A 23,573-nucleotide genomic window follows, 5' to 3' on the forward strand; every position below is an offset into this window, starting at 1 on the left:
CCGTTCAAACTTGCTCTTTGCCATGTTCTTTCCTTGATATCCGAATCAGTGAAACCGGGGAGGCGCCGGCCGATTACTTCGTGCGAGCGCTGATGACCGCTTCGGCGACGTTCTTCGGCGCTTCGGCGTAGTGCTTGAATTCCATCGAGTAGGTGGCGCGGCCTTGCGTGGCCGAACGCAGCGTCGTCGAGTAGCCGAACATCTCGGCCAGCGGAACTTCGGCCTTGATGATCTTGCCGCCGCCCGGGATGTCGTCCATGCCCTGGACCATGCCGCGCCGCGACGAAAGATCGCCCATGACCGTGCCGGCATAGTCCTCCGGCGTTTCCACCTCGACGGCCATCATCGGCTCGAGCAGCACCGGGCTGGCCTTGCGCATGCCTTCCTTGAAGCCCATCGACGCGGCCATCTTGAACGCGTTTTCGTTCGAGTCCACATCGTGGTACGAGCCGAAGAACAGCGTGACCTTGACGTCGACAACCGGATAACCCGCCAGCACGCCAGCGTTCAGCGTGTCGATGATGCCCTTGTCGACCGCCGGGATGTATTCACGCGGCACCACGCCACCCTTGATGGCGTCAACGAATTCATAGCCCTTGCCCGGCTCCTGCGGTTCGAGCTTGAGCACGACGTGACCGTACTGGCCGCGACCGCCCGACTGCTTGACGAACTTGCCTTCGGCTTCTTCGCAGATCTTGCGGATGGTTTCGCGGTAGGCCACCTGCGGCTTGCCGACATTCGCCTCGACACCGAACTCGCGCTTCATGCGGTCGACGATGATTTCGAGGTGAAGCTCGCCCATGCCCGAGATGATGGTCTGGCCCGATTCCTCGTCGGTCTTGACGCGGAACGACGGATCTTCCTGAGCGAGGCGCTGCAGGGCGATGCCCATCTTTTCCTGGTCGACCTTGGTCTTGGGTTCGACGGCCTGCGAAATCACCGGCTCCGGGAACTCCATGCGTTCGAGCGTGATGATCGCTTCAGGGTCGCACAGCGTTTCGCCGGTCGTGACTTCCTTCAGGCCCACCGCAGCGGCGATGTCGCCGGCGCGGACTTCCTTGATTTCGTCACGCTGGTTCGCATGCATCTGCAGCAGACGGCCGATGCGGTCCTTCTTCCCCTTGATCGGGTTGTAGACCGTATCGCCCGAGCTCAACACGCCCGAGTACACGCGGATGAACGTGAGCTGACCCACGAACGGATCGGTCATCAACTTGAAAGCCAGCGCCGAGAACTTCTCGTTGTCTTCGGCCTTGCGGGTGGTCGGCTTGTCGTCGTCGTCATGACCATCGACCGGCGGGATGTCCACGGGCGACGGCAGGTAATCGATGACGGCGTCGAGCATGGCCTGCACGCCCTTGTTCTTGAACGCCGAGCCACACAGCATCGGCTGGATTTCGCCAGCGATGGTGCGGGTGCGGATGGCAAGCTTGATTTCCTCTTCCGACAGCGTTTCGCCTTCGAGGTACTTGTTCATCAGGTCTTCCGACGCTTCGGCAGCGGCTTCGACCAGCTTCTCGTGCCATTCCTCGCAGACATCGACCAGATCGGCCGGGATGTCGCCGTAGGTGAACTTCGTGCCCTGGGCAGCGTCGTCCCAGATGATGGCCTTCATCTTGAGCAGGTCGACCACGCCTTGGAAGTTGTCTTCCGCGCCGATCGGCACTTGCAGCGCCACCGGATTGGCCTTCAGGCGCAGCTTCATCTGGTCATAGACCTTGAAGAAGTTGGCACCCGTGCGGTCCATCTTGTTGACGAAGGCGAGACGCGGCACGCCGTACTTGTTGGCCTGGCGCCAGACGGTTTCCGACTGCGGCTGCACGCCGCCGACCGCGCAATACACCATGCAAGCGCCGTCGAGCACGCGCATCGAGCGCTCGACTTCGATCGTGAAGTCGACGTGCCCCGGGGTGTCGATGATGTTGACGCGGTGCTCGGGATAGTTGCCGGCCATGCCCTTCCAGAAGCAGGTCGTCGCGGCCGACGTGATCGTGATGCCGCGCTCTTGTTCCTGTTCCATCCAGTCCATGGTGGCGGCGCCATCATGCACTTCGCCGATCTTGTGGTTCACACCCGTGTAGAACAGGATGCGCTCGGTCGTCGTGGTCTTGCCGGCGTCGATGTGCGCGGAGATACCGATGTTGCGGTAGCGCTCGATGGGAGTCTTGCGTGCCATGGTGGGAACCTGAGAAAACGTGAAGATGGGACGGGCCGCCGGCTGCACGGCCGGACCGCGCTGGTGCGACGGCCCGGGCCTCGCAACGATCAGAAGCGGAAGTGCGAGAACGCCTTGTTGGCTTCGGCCATGCGGTGCACTTCGTCGCGCTTCTTCATCGCGCCGCCCTTGCCTTCGGCTGCGTCGAGCAGTTCGCCGGCGAGGCGCAGAGCCGCCGATTTTTCACTGCGCTTGATGGCAGCTTCGCGAAGCCAGCGCATCGAGAGCGCCGTGCGACGCACCGGACGCACTTCGACCGGCACCTGGTAGTTGGCACCGCCGACGCGACGGCTCTTCACTTCGACCATCGGCTTGACGTTGCTGATCGCGGCGGTGAACACCTCGATCGGATCCTTGCCGGTCTTGGCCTGGATGGTGTCGAGGGCACCGTAGATGATGCGCTCGGCGACGGCCTTCTTGCCGCTGAGCATGATGACGTTGGCGAACTTGGCGAGATCGACGCTGCCGAACTTCGGATCGGGCAGGATCTCGCGCTTGGGTACTTCACGACGACGGGGCATTGCTGACTCCTGGCTTCAGTCTGGGCGCGGTTGATTTGCGCTCCGGGGACCGCCCACGGGCGGCGACTTACTCGGCGGCACCGATGTGCGGCCGGCATTGAAACGATCGGGCGATCAGGCCTTCTTCGGGCGCTTCGCGCCGTACTTGGAGCGCGATTGCTTGCGGTCCTTGACGCCTTGCAGGTCAAGCGAGCCGCGCACGATGTGATAGCGCACGCCAGGCAAGTCCTTCACACGGCCGCCGCGGATCAGCACGACCGAGTGTTCTTGCAGGTTGTGGCCTTCACCGCCGATGTAGGAGATGACTTCGTAGCCGTTGGTCAGGCGCACCTTGGCGACCTTACGCAGCGCCGAGTTCGGCTTCTTCGGGGTGGTGGTGTAGACGCGGGTGCAAACGCCGCGCTTTTGCGGGCAATTGTCCAGCGCCGGGCTCTTGCTCTTCGCATGCGCGAGAACGCGCGGCTTGCGAACGAGCTGGCTGATGGTGGGCATAGCAGTCCAATCCAACGGGCGCCGACGACATCTCGGAAGACGACGACGGCAGGTTCTTTGTCGAAGTTCTTGATCGGAGGACTGCCGCACCACGAAATGCGCGCAATGGCGCAACGGGGCAGCCAAAGAGCGACTCGCAATGAATGCGGCCGGGTGTTCCGCGCGCCCGCCAACGTCACTGAAGGTTGGCGCGACAAGAGACCCAGTCACCCGATTCAAGGGAATCGCAATTCTATGCACGGTGCGCAAGGGGCGTCAACCCGAAGGCCGCCAGGACGCTACTCGGCGCGGCGCCGCGACTTGGCCGGCCTCGGCCGCTGACCGACATCCACGGTCACATCGATGCGCTGGCGTGCGCGATTGAGCGTGAGGCGAGCCTGCCCACCCGGCTTGAGGCGCGCGACCTGATTGAGCATCGCGCTCGAATCGTCGATCGGCGATTCGCCGATGGCAACGAGGATGTCTCCGGTCTTCACGCCGGCACGTTCAGCCGGGCCGCCACGCACGAGGCCGGTAATCAGCGCGCCCTTGCGGCTCGCCAGTTGGAAAGCATCGGCAAGCTCGGGCGACACGTCCTGGGTCTCGACACCGATATAGCCGCGCACCACCTGCCCGTCGGCGATCAAGCCCTCCATCACCTGACGCGCCGTCGATACCGGAATGGCAAACCCGATGCCCGAGGCAGCGCCGGTGCGGGTAAGGATCGCGCTGTTGATGCCGATGAGCCGCCCCGCCACGTCGACCAGCGCACCGCCCGAATTGCCCGGGTTGATGGCTGCATCGGTCTGGATGAAGTTCTCGAACACGCTCAGCTGGAGATTGGCGCGCCCGGTCGCCGAGACGATGCCCATCGTGACCGTGGAGCCGATGCCGAAGGGATTGCCGATCGCGAGCACGACATCGCCCACATGCACATCCTCGTCGCGACCGAACTCGATCACCGGCAGAACCCGCTCCTCGCCCGGCGCAGCCTCGACCCGCAGCAGCGCGAGGTCGGTCTCGGGATCGGTGCCAACCACCTTGGCGGTCGCGCGCCGACCGTCGCCGAACACGATCTCGATGCCTGCCGCATCCTCGATGACGTGATTGTTCGTGAGCACATAGCCGTCGCCGCTCACGACCACGCCCGAGCCTAGGCTGGCGTCTGGATCGGAGCGCCCGCCCTGGCCGTCACCGAAGAAATAGCGGTAGACGCGGTCATCGCGGCCGCCGCGTTCGCGCGTGGTGTTGATATTGACGACCGCCGGCGTGGCGCGCCGGGCGGCATCGGCATAGGACGCGGGCGCCGGCACGGCGGTCGGCTGCGCGCCGGACGGCGCCGTCTGCACAACCGGCACAACGACCGGAACGCTGACGCGCCAGGGCAATTGCCAGTCCGGCCGCAGCGTTTCGAGCACAAAAATGACAGCGAGCGCGGCAGTGACTGCCTGCGCAAAGATCAACCAGAGTCGGCGTAGCATCCGGGGCTTTCTGTGAGCGCGCGATTCTAGTTGACCGATGGAGAGCCTTCTTCCCATGCCCAATGCAGCGCAGATCGAACGGCAGGCGCTCGCCGACTACCTTGATCGCCTGCTCGACTGCGCGCGCTTCAAGGATTACTGCCCGAACGGCCTTCAGGTGCAGGGCCGGCCGCGCATCGGCCGCATCGTGACCGGCGTGACTGCGTCGCTGGCGCTGCTGGAGGCGGCAATCGCGGCCAACGCCGACGCGGTGCTGGTGCATCACGGCTACTTCTGGCGCAACGAAAGCCCGCGCGTGACCGGACGGCTGCACGCCCGCCTGCGCGCGCTGCTGGTCGCCGACATCAGCCTGTTCGCCTATCACCTGCCGCTCGACGCCCATCCCCGATTGGGTAACAACGCGCAACTTGGCGCGGCGCTCGGACTCGACATTCATGGCAATGCCGGCGAGCCCGGCATGCTGCCGTGGAGCGAGCCGGCCGAGCCGCCGACCGCCGCAGCACTCGCGCTGCGCATCGAGAGCGCGCTTGGCCGCGCGCCGACCGTGGTCGGCCGCAGCGACCGGCCGCTGCGCCGCATCGGCTGGTGCACCGGCGGCGCGCAAAGCCATCTCGACGCGGCCATCGAGGCCGGTTGCGACGCATTTCTCTCCGGTGAGATCTCCGAGCCGACCGCGCATATCGCGCGCGAAGCCGGCGTCGCCTACTTCGCCTGCGGCCATCATGCGACCGAGCGCTACGGCATCCAGGCGCTCGGCGACCATCTCGCCGCCGAGTTCGGGCTCGATCACCGTTTCATCGACATCGACAACCCGGCCTGACGCCTCCCGCCTTCAGCGCGACACGCCGCGCAGGCTGTCGCGGATCTCGCGCAGCAGCACCACATCCTCGGGCGGCTCGGCGGGGGCGGCCGGTGCCTCGGCCTGCGCTTCGCGCACCACCTTGCGCTGGGCCGCGCTGACGAACTTCACCAGCCAGAAGATCGCGAAGGCCAACAGGATGAACTGCACCAGCGCAGTCAGGAATGCGCCATAGCCGAAGACCGTCGCCCCGGCCTTGGTCAGCGCCTCGTAGGTCGCCGGGCCGGTGTAGTTCTCGGGCGCCTTCAGCACCAGAAACATGTTGGTGAAGTCGGGCTTGCCGACGAACACGCCCACCAGCGGATTGATCAGATCCTTCACCACCGAATCGACGATCTTGCCGAAGCCGGCGCCGATGATGACGCCCACCGCCAGATCGATCACGTTGCCGCGCACGGCGAAATCGCGAAACTCCTTCAGAAAACTCATTGCCAAACCCTCTGTGAATGTTGTTGATGGCGCCGGCGGCCAGGACGAGGCCGGCGGGCCGACCGGACGCTCCGGCATTTCGTCGCAGCGCCTGCTGGCCCACATGATTGGACGATGACCTAGCGCACGCATCACGTCGCTGCCAAGCGGTCCACGCCACAGAACCGACGGACACAGGTTTTTCTGGCTTGACAGGAATGGCTACAATGGCGCGTTGCGCCGACCGCGCACGTAAAAGAAGTTCCGGCGCACACGCGATGCCGGACACGCGGCTTTTGCTGCCCAGGGCCCGCACGCACAAGCAACAAGAGGCGCCGCAGCATCAAGCCACCCGATCGCTCCATCCGCGTCCAACAACGAGATCAAGCCGCGCCGCCAGGTGCTGCCGAAAGCTCGATCAGGAATCCGTTCTCGAGGAACCTGCTCCCATGAGTACCCAGAACCCGACTGCCGGCCAGCCCGGCGATGCCGAAGTCGATCCCTCCCGCCGCACTTGGCTCACGCTGACCTGCGGCGCTGGCGCCGCACTCGGTGCCGCCGTCGCAGCGCCCTTCATCCTGAGCTTCGCCCCGTCAGAACGGGCCAAGGCAGCCGGTGCGCCGGTCGAGGTCGACATCGCCGACCTCAAGCCCGGCCAGCTCAAGACCGTCGAATGGCGCGGCAAGCCGGTCTGGCTGCTCAAGCGTGATGCGGCGATGCTCGAATCGCTCAAGAAGACCGATTCGATGGTCGCCGACCCCAAGTCGGATCGCGCCGGCATGACGCCCGCCTATGCCAAGAACGAGACCCGGTCGCGCAAGGAAGACCTGCTCGTCGTGATCGGCATCTGCACCCACCTCGGCTGCTCGCCCAACGCGCGCTTCGCCGCCGGTGCGCAAGCCGGTCTGCCCGACGACTGGCAAGGCGGCTTCCTCTGCCCCTGCCACGGCTCCACCTTCGACCTGGCCGGTCGCGTGTTCAAGAACAAGCCCGCCCCCGACAACCTCGAAGTTCCGCCGCACGTGTACCTGTCCGACACGAAGCTGCTGATCGGCGAAGACACGAAGGCCTGAGCGGAGACCACAAATGGCTGAATTCCACGAAGTCCCCGCCGACGCGCCCGTTGGCGTCAAGCTGCTGAACTGGGTCGACAACCGCTTCCCGCTGTCGGTCACCTACAAGGCCCATCTGTCCGAGTACTACGCGCCGAAGAATTTCAACGCCTGGTACTTCTTCGGTTCGCTGGCACTGCTGGTGCTGGTGATCCAGATCCTGACCGGCATCTTCCTGGTCATGAACTACAAGCCCGATGCCTCGCTCAACGCCGCCGGCCTGCCGGTCGCGTTCGCGAGCGTCGAATACATCATGCGCGACGTGTCGTGGGGCTGGCTGATCCGCTACATGCACTCGACCGGCGCGTCGATGTTCTTCGTCGTGGTCTATCTGCACATGGTGCGCGGGCTGCTCTACGGCTCGTACCGCAAGCCGCGTGAACTGGTCTGGGTGTTCGGCGTCGCCATCTTCCTGGCGCTGATGGCCGAAGCCTTCATGGGCTATCTGCTGCCCTGGGGCCAGATGTCGTACTGGGGCGCCCAGGTCATCGTGAACCTGTTCTCGGCGATCCCGCTGATCGGCCCCGACCTGTCGGTGTTCATCCGTGGCGACTATGTCGTGAGCGATGCCACGCTGAACCGCTTCTTCGCGCTGCACGTCATCGCGGTGCCGCTGGTGCTGATCGGCCTGATCGTCGCGCACATCGTCGCGCTGCACGAAGTGGGCTCGAACAATCCCGACGGCGTGGAAATCAAGGCCAAGAAGGACGCCCGCGGCATTCCGCTCGACGGCATCCCCTTCCACCCCTACTACACCGTGCACGACGTGTTCGGCGTGGGCATGTTCCTGATGGTCTTCTCGGCGATCGTGTTCTTCGCGCCCGAGGCTGGCGGCTACTTCCTGGAAGCCAACAACTTCTTCCCGGCCGACCCGTTCAAGACCCCGCCGCACATCGCCCCGGTCTGGTACTTCACGCCCTTCTACTCGATCCTGCGCGCCAACACGTTCAACTTCTTCTGGCTCGACGCGAAGCTGTGGGGCGTGATCTTCATGGGTCTCGGCGTCATCATCCTCGGCTTCCTGCCCTGGCTCGATCGTTCGCCCGTCAAGTCGATCCGCTACCGCCCGTTCTGGCACAAGGCCGTGTACGCGGTGTTCTTCGTCAACTTCGTCATTCTCGGCTACCTCGGCGTGCAACCGCCGTCGCCGGTCGGCCAGATCGTTTCGCAGATCGGCACCCTGATCTATTTCGGCTTCTTCATCACGATGCCGATCTGGAGCCGGATCGGAACCTTCAAGCAGCCGCCCGAGCGCGTGAACTTCAAGCCGCACTGAGCCCCGAGGACCCAAAAATCATGAAGAAGAAGCTTCTCGCAGCCGTGTCGGCCATCGTGGCCGCCGCGACCCTGTGGATGAGCCCGGTACATGCCAACGAAGGCCCGGAACTCGACCACTTCCCTGTCGCCAAGGCGACGGACCTCGCGGCGCTGCAGAACGGCGCCAAGCTGTTCGTCAACTACTGCCTGAATTGCCATGGCCTCTCGGCCGTGCGCTACAACCGCCTGATGGACATCGGTCTGACCAAGGAACAGATCCAGGACAACCTGATGTTCACGACGGACAAGATCGGCGACCAGATGACCATCTCGATGACGCGTGCCGACGCGAAGTCGTTCTTCGGCGTCGCGCCGCCCGACCTCACGCTTGAGGCTCGTGCACGCTCCACCGAGGAAGCGCCCGGCGTCGACTGGCTCTACAGCTATCTGCGCTCGTTCTACCGTGACTCGGGCCGGCCCACCGGCTGGAACAACACGGTGTTCCCGAACGTCGGCATGCCGCACATCCTCTATGCCCTGCAAGGCCAGCGCGAGCTGACCGTCGAGGAAACCAAGCCGGCCGAAGGCGGCGGTCACGATGCCAAGTGGGTCAAGACGACCACCGTCTACGATGTCAACGGCTTCACCACCGTCAAGACCGAAGACCTCGGCACGGGCTCGTTCCACGAGAGCGTGCACAAGGAATTCAAGGCCGTCGACGCGGCCCAGGCAGCGGCCTACGACGACCAGATCGGCGACCTCGTCGCCTTCCTGGCCTGGACGGCCGAGCCGATCAAGCAGACCCGCATCCGCCTCGGCACCGTGGTTCTCGCCTTCCTGGCGGTGTTTACCTTCCTTGCGTGGCGCCTCAACGCCGCGTATTGGAAAGACATCCGCTGAAATCAGTAAGCCCGTGCGGAACCCCGGTTCCGTACGGTGTCGCAAGCAAGGGTGAGCGCATGCTCACCCTTGTGTCATTGTGGAGAGCAACAACATGATGGTTCTGTACTCGGGCACGACCTGCCCCTTCAGCCAGCGCTGCCGGCTCGTGCTGTTCGAAAAGGGCATGGATTTCGAGATCCGCGACGTCGACCTGTTCAACAAGCCGGAAGACATCAACGTGATGAATCCGTACGGACAGGTGCCGATCCTCGTCGAGCGCGACCTGATCCTGTACGAGTCGAACATCATCAACGAGTACATCGACGAGCGCTTCCCGCATCCCCAGCTGATGCCGGCAGATCCGCTCTGGCGCGCCCGCGCACGGCTGTTCCTGTTCAACCTCGAGCGCGACATCTTCAGCCACGTCTCGGTGCTGGAAAGCCGCAATGCCAAGGGCGTGGAAAAGGCGCAGGAGAAGGCACGCGCCTCGATCCGCGAACAGCTCGTGCAGCTCGCCCCCGTGTTCACCAAGCACAAGTACTGGATGGGCGAGGAATTCTCGATGCTCGACGTGGCGATCGCGCCGCTGCTCTGGCGTCTGGACCACTACGGCATCGACCTGCCGAAGTCGGCCGCGCCGATCATGAAATACGGCGAACGCATCTTCAGCCGCCCGGCCTATATCGAAGCCCTCACGCCTTCCGAAAAGGTCATGCGCCGCTGAGGGCTTGCCCGCCGGCGCATTTGGCTACACTCGCGGCATGTCAGAACTCTCGACCAAGCCCTATCTCATCCGGGCGCTTTACGACTGGTGCGGCGATGCGGGCTACACGCCCTACATCGCCGTGTCGGTCGACGAGCGGACCGTGGTGCCGCGCGAATTCGTCAAGAACGGCGAGATCGTGCTCAACGTCTCGCCGCTCGCGACGCACAAGCTGGCGATCGGCAACGATCTGCTGAGTTTCCAGGCACGTTTTGGCGGAGTCGCGCGCGACTTGTCGATTCCGATCGACAACATCATTTCCATTTACGCGCGCGAAACCGGACACGGCATGGCCTTCGAGGTCACCCGCCACGCCGAGATGGAAGTCCCGGCAGATGCGACGCCCGAGCGCCCGATACTCGCTGCGGTTCCGTCGCCTGCCGACAGCAACGACGAGCCTTCAGCCGAGCCCGAACCGCCCGCGCCGCCGCCGTCCGGTGGCCGTCCCCAGCTCAGGCGCATCAAGTAGACTGCGCCGCCGCGCCGCTTTAGCTCAGTTGGTAGAGCAATCGCCTTGTAAGCGATAGGTCGTCCGTTCGAGTCGGACAAGCGGCACCAAAATTCCTTCAGCTCGATGCCGCGTCATTGCCGGCACGGCCGGCGCGCAGATCGAGCCCCTGCCACGGCGCCGTGAGCGTCTGCGGCAAGCCCAGCAGATCCAGTACCCGTCCCAGCGTGTGATCGACCAGTTCGGCGATGCTCGCCGGGCGCTGATAGAACGCCGGCACCGGCGGAAAGATCACACCGCCCATCAGCGTCACCGCTTCCATGTTGCGGATGTGCGCGAGGTTGAGCGGCGTTTCGCGAACCATCAGCACCAGCCGACGCCGCTCCTTGAGCGTGACATCGGCGGCGCGCGTGATGAGGTTGTCGCCCATGCCGTGCGCCACGGCCGCGAGCGTCTTCATCGAACACGGGGCGACCACCATGCCGGCGGTTGCGAACGATCCCGATGCAATGCTCGCGCCCACATCGCGCACCGAATGCGCCACCGTGGCCAGCGCTTCCACTTCGCTGCGGTCGAGTTCGAGTTCCTGACGGATGTTGAGCCAGCCGGCGGACGACACGAGCAGATGCGTGTCGATGCCGGATTCGCGCATCACCTGGAGCAGCCGCACGCCGTAGATGGCGCCGGTCGCCCCGGTGATGGCGACGATGATGCGCGGACGCGCGCCGCCCGGCGGCTGCACGCCCGGAATCCGATCAGGCAGCAGGCGTGACCTTCTTGATCAGTTCCTGGAGTTCGCCGGCCGAGAACATTTCGCCCAGGATGTCCGAGCCGCCGATGAATTCGCCGTTGACATAGAGCTGGGGCACGGTCGGCCAGTTGGAATATTCCTTCACGCCCTGGCGAATGCTGTCGTCTTCGAGCACGTTGACGGTGACGACGTTGACCGCGCCCGAGGCCTTCAGCAGCTGGATGGCACGGCCCGAGAAGCCGCACTGCGGGAACTGCGCGTTGCCCTTCATGAACAGCACGATGGGGTTTTCGGTCACGGTCTTCTTGATGAATTCTTGGGCGTCCACGGCAGGCTCCTGGAGAAGGTTTGAAAAGAGGGCTGGAATGCCCCCGAGGTTACATCAGGCATTGACCGGCGCATTTCGCGCGAACTTCGGCGCGTCATTCGGCGAGCGACACGCCCAGACCCAGCGAATTCTGGCGATGGTTGTAATCCACCAGCGATTCGCCATAGCCGCTGAAGGCCCTTGCATAGCCGCGCAACCGCGACCAGATCGGAAAGCTCCAGTCGAGCGCGATGCTGCCGCGCCCGCTGTCGAAGCCTGGTGTGCCGCGTGCGGTCAGCACAACCCGCTGCCGCCCGGGCGACCAGACGCCCTGCCATTCGACCCGGCCGATGTAGCGCGCTATGTCCGGATTGTCGTCATCCGCGCGCGATTCCGGCGTTCGCCACCACGGTCGCACGATCAGTGCCAGATCGCCGCGCTCGATGCCGGCCGCCGCATATACCCGGTTCCAGCTGCGCGACAGCGGTTCGCTGCGGCCATTGGACTGATGCAGATAGCCAAGGTTCAGCACGCGCCAGCGCCAGCCGGCGAAGCTCGCGTCGGGATGCAGCGAGAACACGGCTTCGGGCTCGTAGCTGGTCTCGCGGAACGGCGCCGACAGCCCGTTGTTGTAGGACTGGAGAAACGAGGTCTGGGTATAGCCGAACCACAGATCGCCGCCGCCCACCGGCGTATCGGCCAGCAGATCCGACAGCAGCCGCGTCTTGAAGCTGAGCTGGAAGGTCAGTTCGGCGCGCTGGAGCCGGCTCGTGTCGGCGCTGCCGCGCGTGGGCGTGACCGGCGCGCGGTTGACCGAATCGGTCACATGTACCGGCAGCAGATAGCTCGCCTGATAGGGCCGGAAGGTGAATGCGGAATGGCGCGTGGCCGGCGTCAGTTCCCATTGCTCGTCGAGATAGCTGGCCTGCGGCAGCGCGAGCGTGGCATCGGCCGGCGCCACGACGGCGGGCGCGGGCGCGTCCGGTGCAGCAGAGGCAGAGGCAGTGGCGGCGGCCCGTCCGGCTGGCAGCACGCCGAAGGCGCGGTCGTAGCAGGCGAGCCGCTCGGCATCGACCAGCAGCGTCCGGCAATCGGCGCCGGCCGGTTGCGCCGGCTCGGGAACCGGCGCCTGGGCGAATGCGCCGGCGCAGACGAAGCTCAGGCTGGCGAGGCAGCCGGGCCGGAGCGCGCCGGTCGGTCGGTCAGACGAACGACGCCGCATCTCCGGCGTGCATGAAATAGATGACAAGCAGCACCCCCACGATCAGTCCGGTGGCAAACATCAGCAGCAGCGGCCAGACGCTGCGCCGGCGATGCTGCTGACGGACCAGCAGGGCGAGCAATTTCTCTTGCCGGTCGATACGTTCGCCGGCCTCGATCTGCTGTTCGAGCACCTGATGCACGAGGCGCGGAATCTGCGGCAGCCGGCCGGCGATCAGCGGCAGCTCGGCCTTGCTGCGGCTGATGAAGGCACGCAGGCCCAGCTGCTCGTCCATCCAGCGTTGCAGGATCGGGCGCGCGGTCTTCCAGAGGTCGAGATCGGGATCGAGCTGGCGGCCGAGGCCCTCGATGTTGAGCAGCGTCTTCTGCAGCAGCACCAGCTGCGGCTGCACTTCCACGTTGAAGCGGCGCGACAGCTGGAACAGCCGCAGCAGCACATGGCCGAAGGAAATGTCCTTGAGCGGCTTGTCGAAGATCGGCTCGCAGGTCGAGCGCACTGCCGCTTCCAGCTCCTCGACGCGCGTGCCCTTGGGCACCCAGCCCGAGTCGATGTGCGCCTGCGCAACGCGCCGGTAATCGCGGTTGAAGAAGGCCAGGAAGTTCTGCGCCAGATAGTCGCGGTCGAGGTCGGACAGCGTGCCGACGATGCCGAAATCGAGCGCGATGTACTGGCCGAGCGAGCCCGGCGCCTCGCTCACGTAGATGTTGCCGGGGTGCATGTCGGCATGAAAGAAGCCGTGCCGGAACACCTGGGTGAAGAAGATTTCCACGCCGTCGCTCGACAGCTTGCGCAGGTCGATGCCGGCGGCCTGCATGCGCTCGATCTGGCTGATCGGAATGCCGTGCATGCGCTCCATGACGATGACGCTCTCGCGGCACAGGTCCCAGTGCATCTCGGGCACGCGCAGCAGCGGGCTGCCGGCGAAGTTGCGCCGCAGCTGCGAGGCGTTGGCGGCCTCGCGCATGAGGTCGAGCTCGTCATGCAGATAGGTGTCGAACTCGGCGACCACCTCGCGCGGCTTGAGCCGCTTGCCGTCGCGCCACACGCGCTCGATGAGCGCCGCCGCGTCGCGCATGAGCGCGAGGTCGTCGTCGATGACGGCCTTCATGCCGGGGCGCAGCACCTTGACCGCAACTTCGCGGCCATCGCGCAGCCGGGCGAAATGCACCTGCGCGATGGAGGCCGACGCGACCGGCGTGCGGTCGAACTCGGCAAAGAGCTGCTCGGGCGCGGCGCCGAGCGCGCGGGTGATCTCGCGCACCGCCAGCTCGCTGTCGAACGGCGGCACGCGGTCTTGCAGCAGCGCGAGTTCGTTGGCGATGTCGGGCGGCAGCAGATCGCGCCGCGTCGACAGCACCTGACCGAGCTTGACGAAGATCGGCCCGAGCGCTTCGAGCGCCATGCGCAGCCGGGCGCCGCGCGGCGCGTCGAGCTTGCGGCCGATGCTCAGCACCCGCAGCAGCACCTTGAACGCCGGATGCCGCAGGCTCGACACCGCGAGTTCGTCCAGCCCGTACTTGAGGATGACGAACAGGATTTTCGCGAGGCGCAGCAGCTTGAGCATGAAGACGGACGGAAGGCGGAGGGGCGCGACCCGGAACGGGCGGCGGGCGGGGAGCGGCGATTCTAAGCCGCCGACCGGACCGGCTTGCGCGATGCGGATCACTGCGCGGCGACCCGCCGCAGCGCAGTCAGCCGGGCTTGCGCGCCGGCAGCGCGGCGAGGCGCGCGCCGAGCCGATCGGCATCGGCTTGCAGCGCCGCGAGGTCGGCGCGCAGCGCATCGAGCCGGGCGCGCGGCACCAGCACCGGCCGTTCCTCGGTGAGGTATTCGGCGAGGTTGGCGGCGACGCGCCGGGCGCCGTCGCGCAGCGTGGCGCCGGCCTTGCGCCCGCTGCTCATCAGCCGGTAGGCGGCGGCATCGCCGATGACGCGCGCGAGGTCGTCTTCCGCATCCCAGCGCACATGGCGCAGCAGCAGGCCGAGCGTGTTGGCGAAGTCGGCCTCGCCCTCGATATGCACATGGCGCAGCAGCGCGTCTTCGAGCGGCGTGCCGTCGGCGGCGCTGCGCGCGCTGGCCGGCAGCCCGGCCCAGTCGAGCGTCAGCCGCACATCGGGCTCGGTCACGCTGGCGGCGGCGCCGACCAGGCCGTCGCTCATCACCACCAGCGTCAGGTCGAGCGGCGCGGCGGCGATGTGCGCCGTCTTGCCGGCATGGTTGCGCAGCCGGTCGCGCGCCCATTGCTCGGACGCGATCAGATGGTTGAGCGCGGCGGTCAGCCCGCCGAGCGCCACGCGCCCGAGGGCGGACGGCGCTACCAGCGGCACGGCGGTATCGGGCGAGGCAAGGGTCGCGGTCATGCGGACTCCGGTCGGGCGTGCAGCGGTTCGATGCCGGCGAGCAGCCAGCGGCCATCGCCGGGGCTGGCGCAATCGAAGTTCCAGATCTCGTCGAAGGCGTCGGGCGAATCGAGCGCCACCGTGGCATCGAGATCGCGCATGCGGCCCCGGAAACGCACGCTCGCCAGCCACTGCGCACCGACCGTCTTCACGCCGATGAGTTCGGCATCGAGCGCGAGGATTTCGGTGTGCTCGGCGCGGCGCCGCTCGGCCTGGCGCCGTTCGAGTTCGCCATGCACGCGGCCGATCATGGCGGCGGTCATCATCGCTTCCATGCCGGCGGTGTCGCCGTCGTCCCAGGCCTGTTGCAGCCGCAGAAAGTGTTCGCGCGCCGCCGCGACGAAACCGGCGGCATCGAAGCCGGCGGGAACGCGCGGCGCCGGGCCGGCCGCTGTCGGCGCCTGCGCCGCCGAGGCGGTCGGCTCATCGCGCGCCGCCTGCGACAGCGGCACCAGCAGCGCCGTGATCGGCCCGGCCTCGCCCTCGCGGCCGAGCAACCCGATGGTGATCGGCCCCAGATCGCGCAGCGGCTGCGCCACCGGCGGCCCGAGCGGACGCTGGCGTCGGGCCCGGCGCCCCAGCCGCAACGCGACGATCAGCGCCAGCAGCAGCAACAGCGTCAGCACCGCGACGATGGCGGCCGCCATGCCCGGCGTGGGCGGCGCACCGGACAGCGCGCCAAAGCCCAGCGCCAGCACCGCGCTCACCAGCGCAGCACCCGCCAGCTCGACCGGCCCGGTTGGCGCCGCAGCAGGCACCGGTGCCGCCACCGTCGGCTGCACCGGCGCCGCCGGGCGCGCTTCGCGCACGCGCTTGCGCTGCACGGGACGCGGCGCTTCCTCGGCGGCGGCGCCGGTCGCGGCCTGGGCCGTGCCCGAATTGCCAGCGCTTGCATCGGATTCGGCCGCCGCCGGCAAGGGCAGCGCGAACAGCGCCACCAGACTTGCGTGAACCATGAACGAAGCTGCCGCATGCCTGCGACGCCACCCTTCCGCCATCCGATCCGCCCTGTGTTCCGCCTGCTCGCCTTGCATGCCTTGCCCGGTTCCCGTCAGTACTTCCAGCCCTTGTGCAGGGCCACCACGCCGCCGCTGAGGTTGAACACCTCGACACGGTCGAACCCCACGCCTTCCATCATCGCCTTGAGCGTGGCCTGATCGGGATGCATGCGGATCGATTCGGCCAGATAGCGATAGCTCTCGGCGTCATCCGTCACCTTGGCGCCAAGCCAGGGCAGCACCTTGAAGCTGTAAACGTCGTACAGCTTTTCGAGCGGCTTGAGGCCCGGCAGCAGCTTGCTGAACTCAAGCACCAGCAGCTTGCCGCCCGGCCGCAGCACGCGGCGCATCTCGGCCAGCGCCGCGTCCTTGTGGGTCATGTTGCGCAGGCCGAAGGCCACGCTCACCACGTCGAAGTACTCGTCGGGGAAAGGCAGCTTCTCGGCATCGCATTGCGCCACGGGCATCAGCAGACCGTCGTCGATCATGCGGTCGCGGCCCACGCCGAGCATCGAGGCGTTGATGTCGGTCAGCCAGACCTCGCCCTCGCGGCCATCGCGGCCGGGGCCGCGCGCGCGCTTGGCGAAGGCGCGCGCCAGATCGGCCGTGCCACCGGCCACGTCGAGCACCCGCATGCCTGGGCGGATGGCGGCCTGCCCGATGGTGAAGGCCTTCCACAACCGGTGCAGGCCGGCCGACATCAGATCGTTCATCACGTCGTAGCGCGCGGCCACCGAATGGAACACGTCGGCGACGCGGCGCGCCTTCTCGCTCTCGGGCACGGTCTGATAGCCGAAATGGGTGGTGGCGCTGGCGGGATCTTGGCTGGTCATGCTGCTGGGCTCGGGCCGCGCCGGGGCGCGGAAAGAAACGTGAACGGCCGCGCGCGGCGGCCGGCAAGGAAGATCAGAGCGGGTCGCGGCTGGCGCCGGCGGCGGCCAGCGTGGCGAGATAGTCGGCCCACAGCTTGTCGTGGTCGCGCCCGAGTTCGTACAGGAAGGGCCAGGTGTAGATGCCCGATTCATGGCCGTCGTCGAACACCGGCTTGAGGCCGTAATTGCCGACCGGCTCGATCGCCACGATGTTGACGTTGCGCTTGCCGACCTGGAGCACCTCCTGCCCCGGGCCGTGGCCGCGCACCTCGGCCGACGGGCTCAGGACGCGCAGGTATTCCACATCGAGGCGAAAGCGCGCGCCGTCGTCGAAAGCGATTTCGAGCTGGCGCGAACGCTGATGCAGGGTGATTTCGGTCGGCAGGACGTGGGCGGGAACGGGGCTGGTCACGGCGGCTCTCGGAGGCTGGGCGGGCATCGTCTTCGCGACGCGCTCGCGGGCGTTGGAATCCGTGGCAGGGCTGGCTTCGGCCGGCATCCGCAACGGCGCGCGCAGGAAAGTGCTGGCAGCGAAGTTATCAGCAAAGCCCGGCCGCCGTCGGCACGGCGCGTGAACCGTTGCGGCGGTGTCATGGCGGTGTCACGCTAGGTTCATACCGTCGCGGTTCCGGCAGACACACAAAGGGTCCATGCCATGCCCAGCACCATCCTCGTCGTCGAAGACGAACCCGCCATCCAGGAACTCATCTCGGTCAACCTGAGCTTCGCCGGTCACAAGACGCTGCGCGCCTTCGATACCGACCAGGCCCAGACGCTGATCCGCGCCGAACTGCCCGACGTCGTCATCCTCGACTGGATGCTGCCGGGCAATTCCGGCATCGCCTTCGCGCGCCAGTTGCGCGCCAGCGAGCGCACCAAGGACGTGCCGATCATCATGCTCACGGCGCGCGCCGACGAGGAAGACAAGATCGCCGGCCTCGAAGCGGGTGCCGACGATTACGTGACCAAGCCGTTCAGCCCCAAGGAACTGCTGGCGCGCATCAAGGCGGTGTTGCGCCGCCGCGCGCCCCAGCTCACCGACGATGCGGTCGAGATCGGCGGCCTGCGACTCGATCCGGCCACCCACCGCGTGACCGCGCGCGGCAAGACGGTGGAGATGGGTCCGACCGAGTTCCGCCTGCTGCACTTCTTCATGACCCACGGCGAGCGGGTGCATTCGCGCACCCAGCTGCTCGACCATGTGTGGGGCGACCATGTGTTCGTGGAAGAGCGCACGGTCGATGTCCACATCAAGCGGCTGCGCGCGGCGCTGGTCGCCACCGGCCACGACAAGCATGTCGAAACCGTGCGCGGCGCCGGCTATCGCTTCACCGCCACGCCGGCCGACGTGGCTGCCTGACCCGGCGAACGCCGGGAAAAAAGGAATAGTCCCGGCTCGGCATTCGTAACAAAACATTTTTCAGCGCGCCGGGGTTTCTAGGATCGGTTCTCCCCTTCCTCCACTGAAACCCCATGTCCGCCAATCCCACTCTTGCCTCGCCGGCCGCGCAGCCGAGCGTCAACGTCGTCCGCTTCGGGCTGCGCCAGCGCCTGCTGATCGTCTTTCTGCTGGCCACGCTGCTGCCGATCGGCGGCCTGTGGCTCGCGGTGCGCAGCACCTTCATCGATGAAGCCCGCAACACGGCCGAAGCGCGGCTGAAGGTCATCGGCGAAAGCGCGCGCCAGACCACCGACGACTGGCTGTCCGAGACCCGGACCGCGATCGAGCTGCTGGCCGCCATGCCGGCCAGCCGGGCGCTGTCGGCGCCGCAGATCACCCGGGTGTTGCAGGCGGCCGGCCGCAATCCGCGGCTCGATACCGTCTATCTGTGGCATCTGATCGGGCCCGACGGCGCCAATCTGGCGCGCAGCGACGAGCGCGATCCGGCCGGCTTCAGCTATGGCGAGCGCAGCTATGTGCGCGACGTGCTCGCCGGCCAGCCCTTCGCCGTCGAGGTCGGGATGGGCAAGACGCGCGTCGTGCCGACGGTGATCCTGGCGGTGCCGGTGCATGGCGAAGCCGGCAATCTGGCCGGCGTGATGGCCGCCGCCACCTCGCTCGACAAGATCGCCCGGCACTTCGCCGAGCAGCGCCACGGCATGAGCAACCAGACCTTCCTGGTTCATGCCGACGGCCGGCTGATCGTGCATACGGATCATGGGCTCGGCGACCGGTTCGAGGATTTTTCGGCGCATCCGGCCTATCTGGCGGCACGCCGCGGCCAGACCGGACTGGCGCACTACACCGATGGCAACCGCGAGCAGCTGGCCTGGATCGAGAAGACGAACCAGGGCTGGTTCGTCATCACCCAGCTGGCGACCGAGGAAGTGCTGAGCGGCGTCGAGCATGCCGACCGCATCGCCATCGCCATCCTGGTGGTGACGCTGATCGGCGTGGCAGTACTGACCTGGCTGGTGGCCGGTTCGCTGGCGCGGCCGATCGTCGAACTGACCGCGATCGCCGACCGCATCAGCCGCGGCGCGCTCGACGACGAGATTCCCGCCGTCAATCGCAGCGACGAGATCGGCTCGCTGGCCCAGGCCATCGCCCGGCTGTCCAAGAGCATGAAGCTCGCGATGTCGCGGCTGCGCCGCGCCTGATCGGCCCACCGCCATGATCGACATCGCAATGCTGGCCGAACTGCGCCGGCTCAACGACCTGGGCGCGACGGGAATGGTGTTCGCCGTGTCCGAGGACAACCGGCATTGCCGGATCGGACTGGCGGCGGGAAACATCGTCGCCGTCTCGTTTCGCGCGCTGCGCGGCAAGGAGGCACTGCTGGCCTTCCGCGAGACGCGCTGCCGCAGCTACCAGTTTGTGCCGGGCGAGGTGAACGAGCGTCACGTCGACCTGCCGCAGACCGCACAAATCCTGGGCGGCACGACCGAGGCGCCGGCACCGGGCGGGCTGCCGCCCGAGCAGCTGGCCCGGGTGGAGCGCGAACTGCTCGATCTGGTCGGACCGATGGCCAGCGTGCTCATCGAGGAAGCCGCCGGCGCGACCAGCCTCGACGGCCTGCTGGCGCGGCTCGCGCCGTCGCTCGACGCCGCCGACGCGCGCACGCTGGCGCGCCGGCTCGGCCTCGGCTAGCGGCTTACAGCACGTAGCGGCTCAGATCCTCGTCGCGCGCCAGCGCACCGAGCCGCTCGTTGACCAGGCCGGCATCCACCACCACCGCGCGCGGCTGGCCGGGGTTGCCGGCCTCGAAGCTCACCTGCTCCAGCAGCCGCTCCAGCACCGTGTGCAGCCGGCGCGCGCCGATGTTCTCGGTCTTCTCGTTGACCGAATGCGCGATCTCGGCCAACCGCCGCACGCCATCGGGCTGGAAGTCGAGCGTCACGCCTTCGGTCGCCAGCAGCGCCTGGTACTGCTTCACCAGCGAGGCATCGGTCTGCGTGAGGATGGCCTCGAAATCGGCCACCGACAGCGAATCGAGCTCGACGCGGATCGGGAAGCGCCCTTGCAGCTCGGGGATCAGATCGCTCGGCCGGCTCAGGTGGAAGGCGCCCGAGGCCACGAACAGGATGTGGTCGGTCTTCACCATGCCGTGCTTGGTCTGCACGGTCGTGCCTTCCACCAGCGGCAGCAGGTCGCGCTGCACGCCCTGCCGCGACACATCGGCGCCGTGGCCTTCGCTGCGCGACGCGATCTTGTCGATCTCGTCGAGAAAGACGATGCCGTTCTGCTCCACGCTTTGCAGCGCGCGCAGCTTCAGCTCTTCCTCGTTGACCAGCTTGCCGGCCTCCTCGTCGGCGATGAGCCTGAAGGCCTCGCGCACCTTGAGCTTGCGCTGCTTCTTCTTGCCCTGGTTCAGTCCCGAGAACATCGACTGGATCTGGTTCATCGCGTCTTCCATCCCGGGCGGCGCCATCACCTGCAACTCGGGCGCGGCCTCGCGGATCTCGATCTCGATTTCCTTCTCGTCGAGCTGGCCCTCGCGCAGCCGCTTGCGGAAGGTCTGGCGCGTGGCGTTGTCCTCGCTGTGGCTGGCGGCAAAACCGATGTCGCGCGTGGGCGGCACCAGCACGTCGAGGATGCGGTCCTCGGCGCGCTCCTCGGCCTGGCTGCGCACGCGGCGGGTTTCCAGCTCGCGCACCTGCTTGATGGCCACCTCGACCAGGTCGCGGATGATGGTTTCGACATCGCGGCCGACATAGCCCACCTCGGTGAACTTGGTCGCCTCGACCTTGACGAACGGCGCATCGGCCAGCCGCGCAAGGCGGCGCGCGATCTCGGTCTTGCCCACGCCCGTGGGCCCGATCATGAGGATGTTCTTCGGCGTGATTTCATGGCGCAGCGGCTCGGCCACCTGCTGGCGGCGCCAGCGGTTGCGCAGCGCCACGGCCACGGCCTTCTTGGCATTGCCCTGCCCGACGATGTGCTTGTCGAGCTCGGCGACGATCTCGGCCGGCGTGAGTTGGCTCATGCGTGCTCCTTCAGTCGAGCGATTCGATGGTGTGCGACTGGTTGGTGTAGATGCAGATGTCGCCGGCGATGCTCAGCGACTTCTTCACCACGTCGGCGGGCGCAAGCTCGGTGTTCTCGATCAGCGCCTTGGCGGCCGATTGCGCATAGGCGCCGCCCGAGCCGATGGCGACGATGCCGCCCTCGGGCTCCAGCACGTCGCCGTTGCCGGTGATGATGAGCGAATGCTCGCGGTCGGCCACGGCCAGCATCGCCTCCAGCCGACGCAGCATGCGGTCGGTGCGCCAGTCCTTGGCCAGCTCCACCGCGCTGCGCAGCAGATTGCCCTGATGCTTTTCGAGCTTGGCCTCGAAGCGCTCGAACAGCGTGAAGGCGTCGGCGGTGCCGCCGGCAAAGCCGGCGAGGATGCGGTCGCCATACAGCCGGCGCACCTTGCGCGCGGTGCTCTTGACGACGATGTTGCCCAGCGTGACCTGACCGTCGCCGCCGAGGGCGACGCGATTGCCGCGCCGCACCGAAAGAATGGTGGTGCCGTGGTACTGCGGCAGACCCTGGGATTGGTTGGGCTCCATGAGCGCTCCTTGAAACGAGTGCCCTAGATGCAGCCGGATGGCCGGCTTGCAAGCCCGCCGCCGCCCGACCTGGGTCGAGCCGGCGAGCGCCGCCTTTAGAGCCGGCGCGCCGTGACCTGGGCCACGCCGGTGATGCCCATGATGCGGAACAGCGCCAGCACCAACTGGTTCACGTCCATGAAGTTGAACTGCTTGCCGCGCGACTGGGCCGACACCAGCCAGTTGAGCAGATTGCCGGCGGCCGCGAAATCGACCCGGCGCAGCAGGCTGCAATCGATCTCGACCTGATCCGACAGCGCCGCCGCCGCTTCGAGAATGCTGATCGCCTCGGGCGCGCGGCCGAGCAGATCGCCTTCCAGATGCGGACCGAGCGTGCGCAGCTCGGCGACGCGCGGATCGGTTGCCACGCCGGATTCGCGCCGGCGCGCCCGGTCGTCGACGACGAAATGCTCGGGCACCGGCTCGAACGACGGCGGCGACACCTCGAAGGCCACCGCGTATTCGACCGACAGCTCCTCGAACTCGTTGTCGCGGCGCAGCAGCCGGTACAGCTCCAGCCGCAGCAGCCAGACCGTGCGCGGCAGCAGGCCGTCGTTGCTGGCCGCCGACTCGCCGAGCCGCTCGACCGCGGTGCCGAGCCCGGTGAGATAGACCTGGGCCTGACCGCGCGCCGCAGCGGCAAGGAAGTCGAGCAGCGCCTCGGCACCGGCCTCGTCGGACGAGCAGACCGCATCGAAGGACAGGTTGATGCGCGCCTTGCTGTTGATGGCACGCCGCGCCGCCGCGAAATCGTTGGCCACGCGGGCCACCAGCGCGGCCGGCAGCGCCACGGTGTAACTGTGGCCCGGCGTCTTGCGAAGGGTGGACTCGCCGGGCGCAGCCTGATCGCGCCAGACCGGCGACGAGCGCTCGAAGCGCACGACGAAATCCATCGCCAGCGCATCGAAGCCGGCATGGTCGCCCTGCTGCTGGAGCGCCTCGAACAGCAGATACCAGACCGAAGGATTGCTGCCGTCGACGGCGATCTCGTCGCGCAGCGCGCGCATGCATTCGGCGTTCTGGCCGTTGGCGTAGAAGATCGCCGCCTCCTCGACCGCGGCCGGCAGTCCGGCACCGGTATCGCTCAGCTCGATGGCGACCGGCGAGTCGTGAAAGATGTCGGTCGACAGCGCTTCAAGATCGGCGGTGAGCACCGACGGCGATTCGCTCATGCCGACGGTGTCGGGCGGCGCGCCGCGCTGCTGGGCGGTATCGGGCTCGCGCTTGACGTCGGCCGGCAGCGCGACGCCGTTGGGGACCGGCGTTGCCCGGCGCGGTGCGCCGAGCGGCGGCAGGTCGGCGACCATTTCCGACTCGATCGCGTTGATCTTGGCGGTCATTTCTTCCTGCCGGCGCCGCTGGATGTCGCTGCGCGACTGGGCGCTGGCCGCACCGGCCTGCTGGTCGCGCGGGTAGACGGTGCGACCGAGTCCGCTGTTCGTGGATTCGGAGCGTTTGCGGTCTTTTTTGCCGAACAGCGAAAACATGTGGTTTGCCTGATCCCGAGGAGGTAGTACACGGCGAAGACGTGCGCGGGGACGGGATTGCCGGGCGCGAGTCTAGCATCGCC

Annotated in this window: 25 protein-coding genes and 1 tRNA gene; 10 read left to right on the forward strand and 16 right to left on the reverse strand. The window is 66.9% G+C overall.

The genetic code is table 11. The features are described from left to right. Positions 1 to 73: 73 nt before the first annotated feature. From fusA to B9P64_RS20980, 4 genes are all read right to left on the reverse strand, one after another. Positions 74 to 2,176: an elongation factor G gene (fusA, locus tag B9P64_RS20965; protein ID WP_085318059.1), complete on the reverse strand. Its 2,103-nt coding sequence runs from the start codon at positions 2,174 to 2,176 to the stop codon at positions 74 to 76. Positions 2,177 to 2,265: 89 nt separating this feature from the next. Continuing rightward, the gene (rpsG, locus tag B9P64_RS20970; protein ID WP_085318060.1) at positions 2,266 to 2,736 is read right to left on the reverse strand and encodes a 30S ribosomal protein S7; all 471 of its coding nucleotides are present in this window, start codon (positions 2,734 to 2,736) and stop codon (positions 2,266 to 2,268) included. 114 nt (positions 2,737 to 2,850) lie between these two features. Beyond that, positions 2,851 to 3,228, reverse strand: a complete 378-nt coding sequence (rpsL, locus tag B9P64_RS20975) for a 30S ribosomal protein S12 (RefSeq protein WP_085318061.1) — start codon at positions 3,226 to 3,228, stop codon at positions 2,851 to 2,853. 278 nt (positions 3,229 to 3,506) lie between these two features. Next, positions 3,507 to 4,688, reverse strand: coding sequence for a S1C family serine protease (locus tag B9P64_RS20980; protein WP_085318062.1), 1,182 nt, complete (start codon positions 4,686 to 4,688; stop codon positions 3,507 to 3,509). 73 nt (positions 4,689 to 4,761) lie between these two features. On the opposite strand from B9P64_RS20980, the gene B9P64_RS20985 reads away from it, so the two are divergent. Then, positions 4,762 to 5,508, forward strand: coding sequence for a Nif3-like dinuclear metal center hexameric protein (locus B9P64_RS20985; RefSeq protein WP_085318141.1), 747 nt, complete (start codon positions 4,762 to 4,764; stop codon positions 5,506 to 5,508). 12 nt (positions 5,509 to 5,520) lie between these two features. On the opposite strand, the gene mscL is transcribed toward B9P64_RS20985, so the two are convergent. Continuing rightward, positions 5,521 to 5,976 carry a large conductance mechanosensitive channel protein MscL gene (gene mscL, locus B9P64_RS20990; RefSeq protein ID WP_085318063.1) on the reverse strand — a complete coding sequence of 152 codons (456 nt, stop codon included), beginning with the start codon at positions 5,974 to 5,976 and terminating at the stop codon, positions 5,521 to 5,523. Between the two features lie 428 nt (positions 5,977 to 6,404). Here mscL and petA point away from each other — a divergent pair, with 428 nt between their 5' ends. From petA to B9P64_RS21020, 6 genes are all read left to right on the forward strand, one after another. After that, positions 6,405 to 7,028, forward strand: a complete 624-nt coding sequence (gene petA, locus B9P64_RS20995; RefSeq protein ID WP_085318064.1) for a ubiquinol-cytochrome c reductase iron-sulfur subunit — start codon at positions 6,405 to 6,407, stop codon at positions 7,026 to 7,028. 13 nt (positions 7,029 to 7,041) lie between these two features. Beyond that, on the forward strand, positions 7,042 to 8,343 hold the full coding sequence (locus tag B9P64_RS21000; protein ID WP_085318065.1) for a cytochrome b: 1,302 nt from the start codon (positions 7,042 to 7,044) through the stop codon (positions 8,341 to 8,343). Positions 8,344 to 8,363: 20 nt separating this feature from the next. Then, entirely contained in the window at positions 8,364 to 9,224 is an 861-nt protein-coding gene (locus B9P64_RS21005) for a cytochrome c1 (protein WP_085318066.1), read from the forward strand. 94 nt (positions 9,225 to 9,318) lie between these two features. Beyond that, positions 9,319 to 9,930 carry a glutathione S-transferase N-terminal domain-containing protein gene (locus B9P64_RS21010; RefSeq protein WP_028312450.1) on the forward strand — a complete coding sequence of 204 codons (612 nt, stop codon included), beginning with the start codon at positions 9,319 to 9,321 and terminating at the stop codon, positions 9,928 to 9,930. A 37-nt stretch (positions 9,931 to 9,967) separates the two neighbouring features. Next, entirely contained in the window at positions 9,968 to 10,438 is a 471-nt protein-coding gene (locus tag B9P64_RS21015) for a ClpXP protease specificity-enhancing factor (RefSeq protein WP_085318067.1), read from the forward strand. A 13-nt stretch (positions 10,439 to 10,451) separates the two neighbouring features. Further along, positions 10,452 to 10,527, forward strand: a tRNA-Thr gene (locus B9P64_RS21020). An 8-nt stretch (positions 10,528 to 10,535) separates the two neighbouring features. Here the strand turns inward: B9P64_RS21020 and B9P64_RS21025 are convergent. The 8 genes from B9P64_RS21025 to B9P64_RS21060 all read right to left on the reverse strand — a co-directional run bounded on the left by B9P64_RS21025 (position 10,536) and on the right by B9P64_RS21060 (position 17,378). Then, positions 10,536 to 11,159 carry a UbiX family flavin prenyltransferase gene (locus B9P64_RS21025; RefSeq protein WP_085318068.1) on the reverse strand — a complete coding sequence of 208 codons (624 nt, stop codon included), beginning with the start codon at positions 11,157 to 11,159 and terminating at the stop codon, positions 10,536 to 10,538. Positions 11,160 to 11,172: 13 nt separating this feature from the next. Beyond that, positions 11,173 to 11,496: a Grx4 family monothiol glutaredoxin gene (grxD, locus tag B9P64_RS21030; RefSeq protein ID WP_085318069.1), complete on the reverse strand. Its 324-nt coding sequence runs from the start codon at positions 11,494 to 11,496 to the stop codon at positions 11,173 to 11,175. Positions 11,497 to 11,590: 94 nt separating this feature from the next. Continuing rightward, complete coding sequence (locus tag B9P64_RS21035) at positions 11,591 to 12,697, reverse strand: phospholipase A (RefSeq protein ID WP_085318070.1); 1,107 nt, start codon at positions 12,695 to 12,697, stop codon at positions 11,591 to 11,593. Further along, the gene (gene ubiB, locus B9P64_RS21040; protein ID WP_085318071.1) at positions 12,678 to 14,261 is read right to left on the reverse strand and encodes a ubiquinone biosynthesis regulatory protein kinase UbiB; all 1,584 of its coding nucleotides are present in this window, start codon (positions 14,259 to 14,261) and stop codon (positions 12,678 to 12,680) included. The genes B9P64_RS21035 and ubiB overlap by 20 nt, the downstream gene beginning before the upstream one ends. Positions 14,262 to 14,388: 127 nt before the next feature. Continuing rightward, positions 14,389 to 15,057 (reverse strand): ubiquinone biosynthesis accessory factor UbiJ, encoded by a 669-nt coding sequence (locus tag B9P64_RS21045; RefSeq protein ID WP_085318072.1) that lies wholly within the window; start codon positions 15,055 to 15,057, stop codon positions 14,389 to 14,391. Beyond that, positions 15,054 to 16,052, reverse strand: coding sequence for a Tim44 domain-containing protein (locus B9P64_RS21050; RefSeq protein ID WP_176256917.1), 999 nt, complete (start codon positions 16,050 to 16,052; stop codon positions 15,054 to 15,056). Before B9P64_RS21050 ends, B9P64_RS21045 begins: the two co-directional genes overlap by 4 nt. A 95-nt stretch (positions 16,053 to 16,147) precedes the next feature. After that, a complete protein-coding gene (gene ubiE / locus B9P64_RS21055; protein ID WP_085318074.1) occupies positions 16,148 to 16,927 on the reverse strand; it encodes a bifunctional demethylmenaquinone methyltransferase/2-methoxy-6-polyprenyl-1,4-benzoquinol methylase UbiE in 780 nt (259 codons plus the stop codon). 73 nt (positions 16,928 to 17,000) lie between these two features. After that, a complete protein-coding gene (locus B9P64_RS21060; RefSeq protein ID WP_407919700.1) occupies positions 17,001 to 17,378 on the reverse strand; it encodes a gamma-butyrobetaine hydroxylase-like domain-containing protein in 378 nt (125 codons plus the stop codon). Between the two features lie 243 nt (positions 17,379 to 17,621). On the opposite strand from B9P64_RS21060, the gene phoB reads away from it, so the two are divergent. From phoB to B9P64_RS21075, 3 genes are all read left to right on the forward strand, one after another. After that, positions 17,622 to 18,326, forward strand: coding sequence for a phosphate regulon transcriptional regulator PhoB (gene phoB, locus B9P64_RS21065; RefSeq protein WP_085318075.1), 705 nt, complete (start codon positions 17,622 to 17,624; stop codon positions 18,324 to 18,326). Between the two features lie 113 nt (positions 18,327 to 18,439). After that, positions 18,440 to 19,567, forward strand: a complete 1,128-nt coding sequence (locus B9P64_RS21070; RefSeq protein ID WP_085318076.1) for a PDC sensor domain-containing protein — start codon at positions 18,440 to 18,442, stop codon at positions 19,565 to 19,567. 13 nt (positions 19,568 to 19,580) lie between these two features. Next, positions 19,581 to 20,057 carry a hypothetical protein gene (locus B9P64_RS21075; RefSeq protein WP_085318077.1) on the forward strand — a complete coding sequence of 159 codons (477 nt, stop codon included), beginning with the start codon at positions 19,581 to 19,583 and terminating at the stop codon, positions 20,055 to 20,057. A 4-nt stretch (positions 20,058 to 20,061) separates the two neighbouring features. Here the strand turns inward: B9P64_RS21075 and hslU are convergent, their stop codons facing one another. The 3 genes from hslU to B9P64_RS21090 form a co-directional block, all read right to left on the reverse strand. Continuing rightward, complete coding sequence (hslU, locus tag B9P64_RS21080; protein WP_085318078.1) at positions 20,062 to 21,393, reverse strand: ATP-dependent protease ATPase subunit HslU; 1,332 nt, start codon at positions 21,391 to 21,393, stop codon at positions 20,062 to 20,064. 10 nt (positions 21,394 to 21,403) lie between these two features. Continuing rightward, positions 21,404 to 21,940 (reverse strand): ATP-dependent protease subunit HslV, encoded by a 537-nt coding sequence (gene hslV / locus B9P64_RS21085; protein WP_085318143.1) that lies wholly within the window; start codon positions 21,938 to 21,940, stop codon positions 21,404 to 21,406. Between the two features lie 119 nt (positions 21,941 to 22,059). Next, complete coding sequence (locus tag B9P64_RS21090) at positions 22,060 to 23,490, reverse strand: STAS domain-containing protein (protein WP_085318079.1); 1,431 nt, start codon at positions 23,488 to 23,490, stop codon at positions 22,060 to 22,062. Positions 23,491 to 23,573 lie beyond the last annotated feature (83 nt).

The sequence above is a fragment of the Derxia lacustris genome (assembly GCF_002105195.1).
Classification (GTDB): domain Bacteria; phylum Pseudomonadota; class Gammaproteobacteria; order Burkholderiales; family Burkholderiaceae_E; genus Derxia; species Derxia lacustris.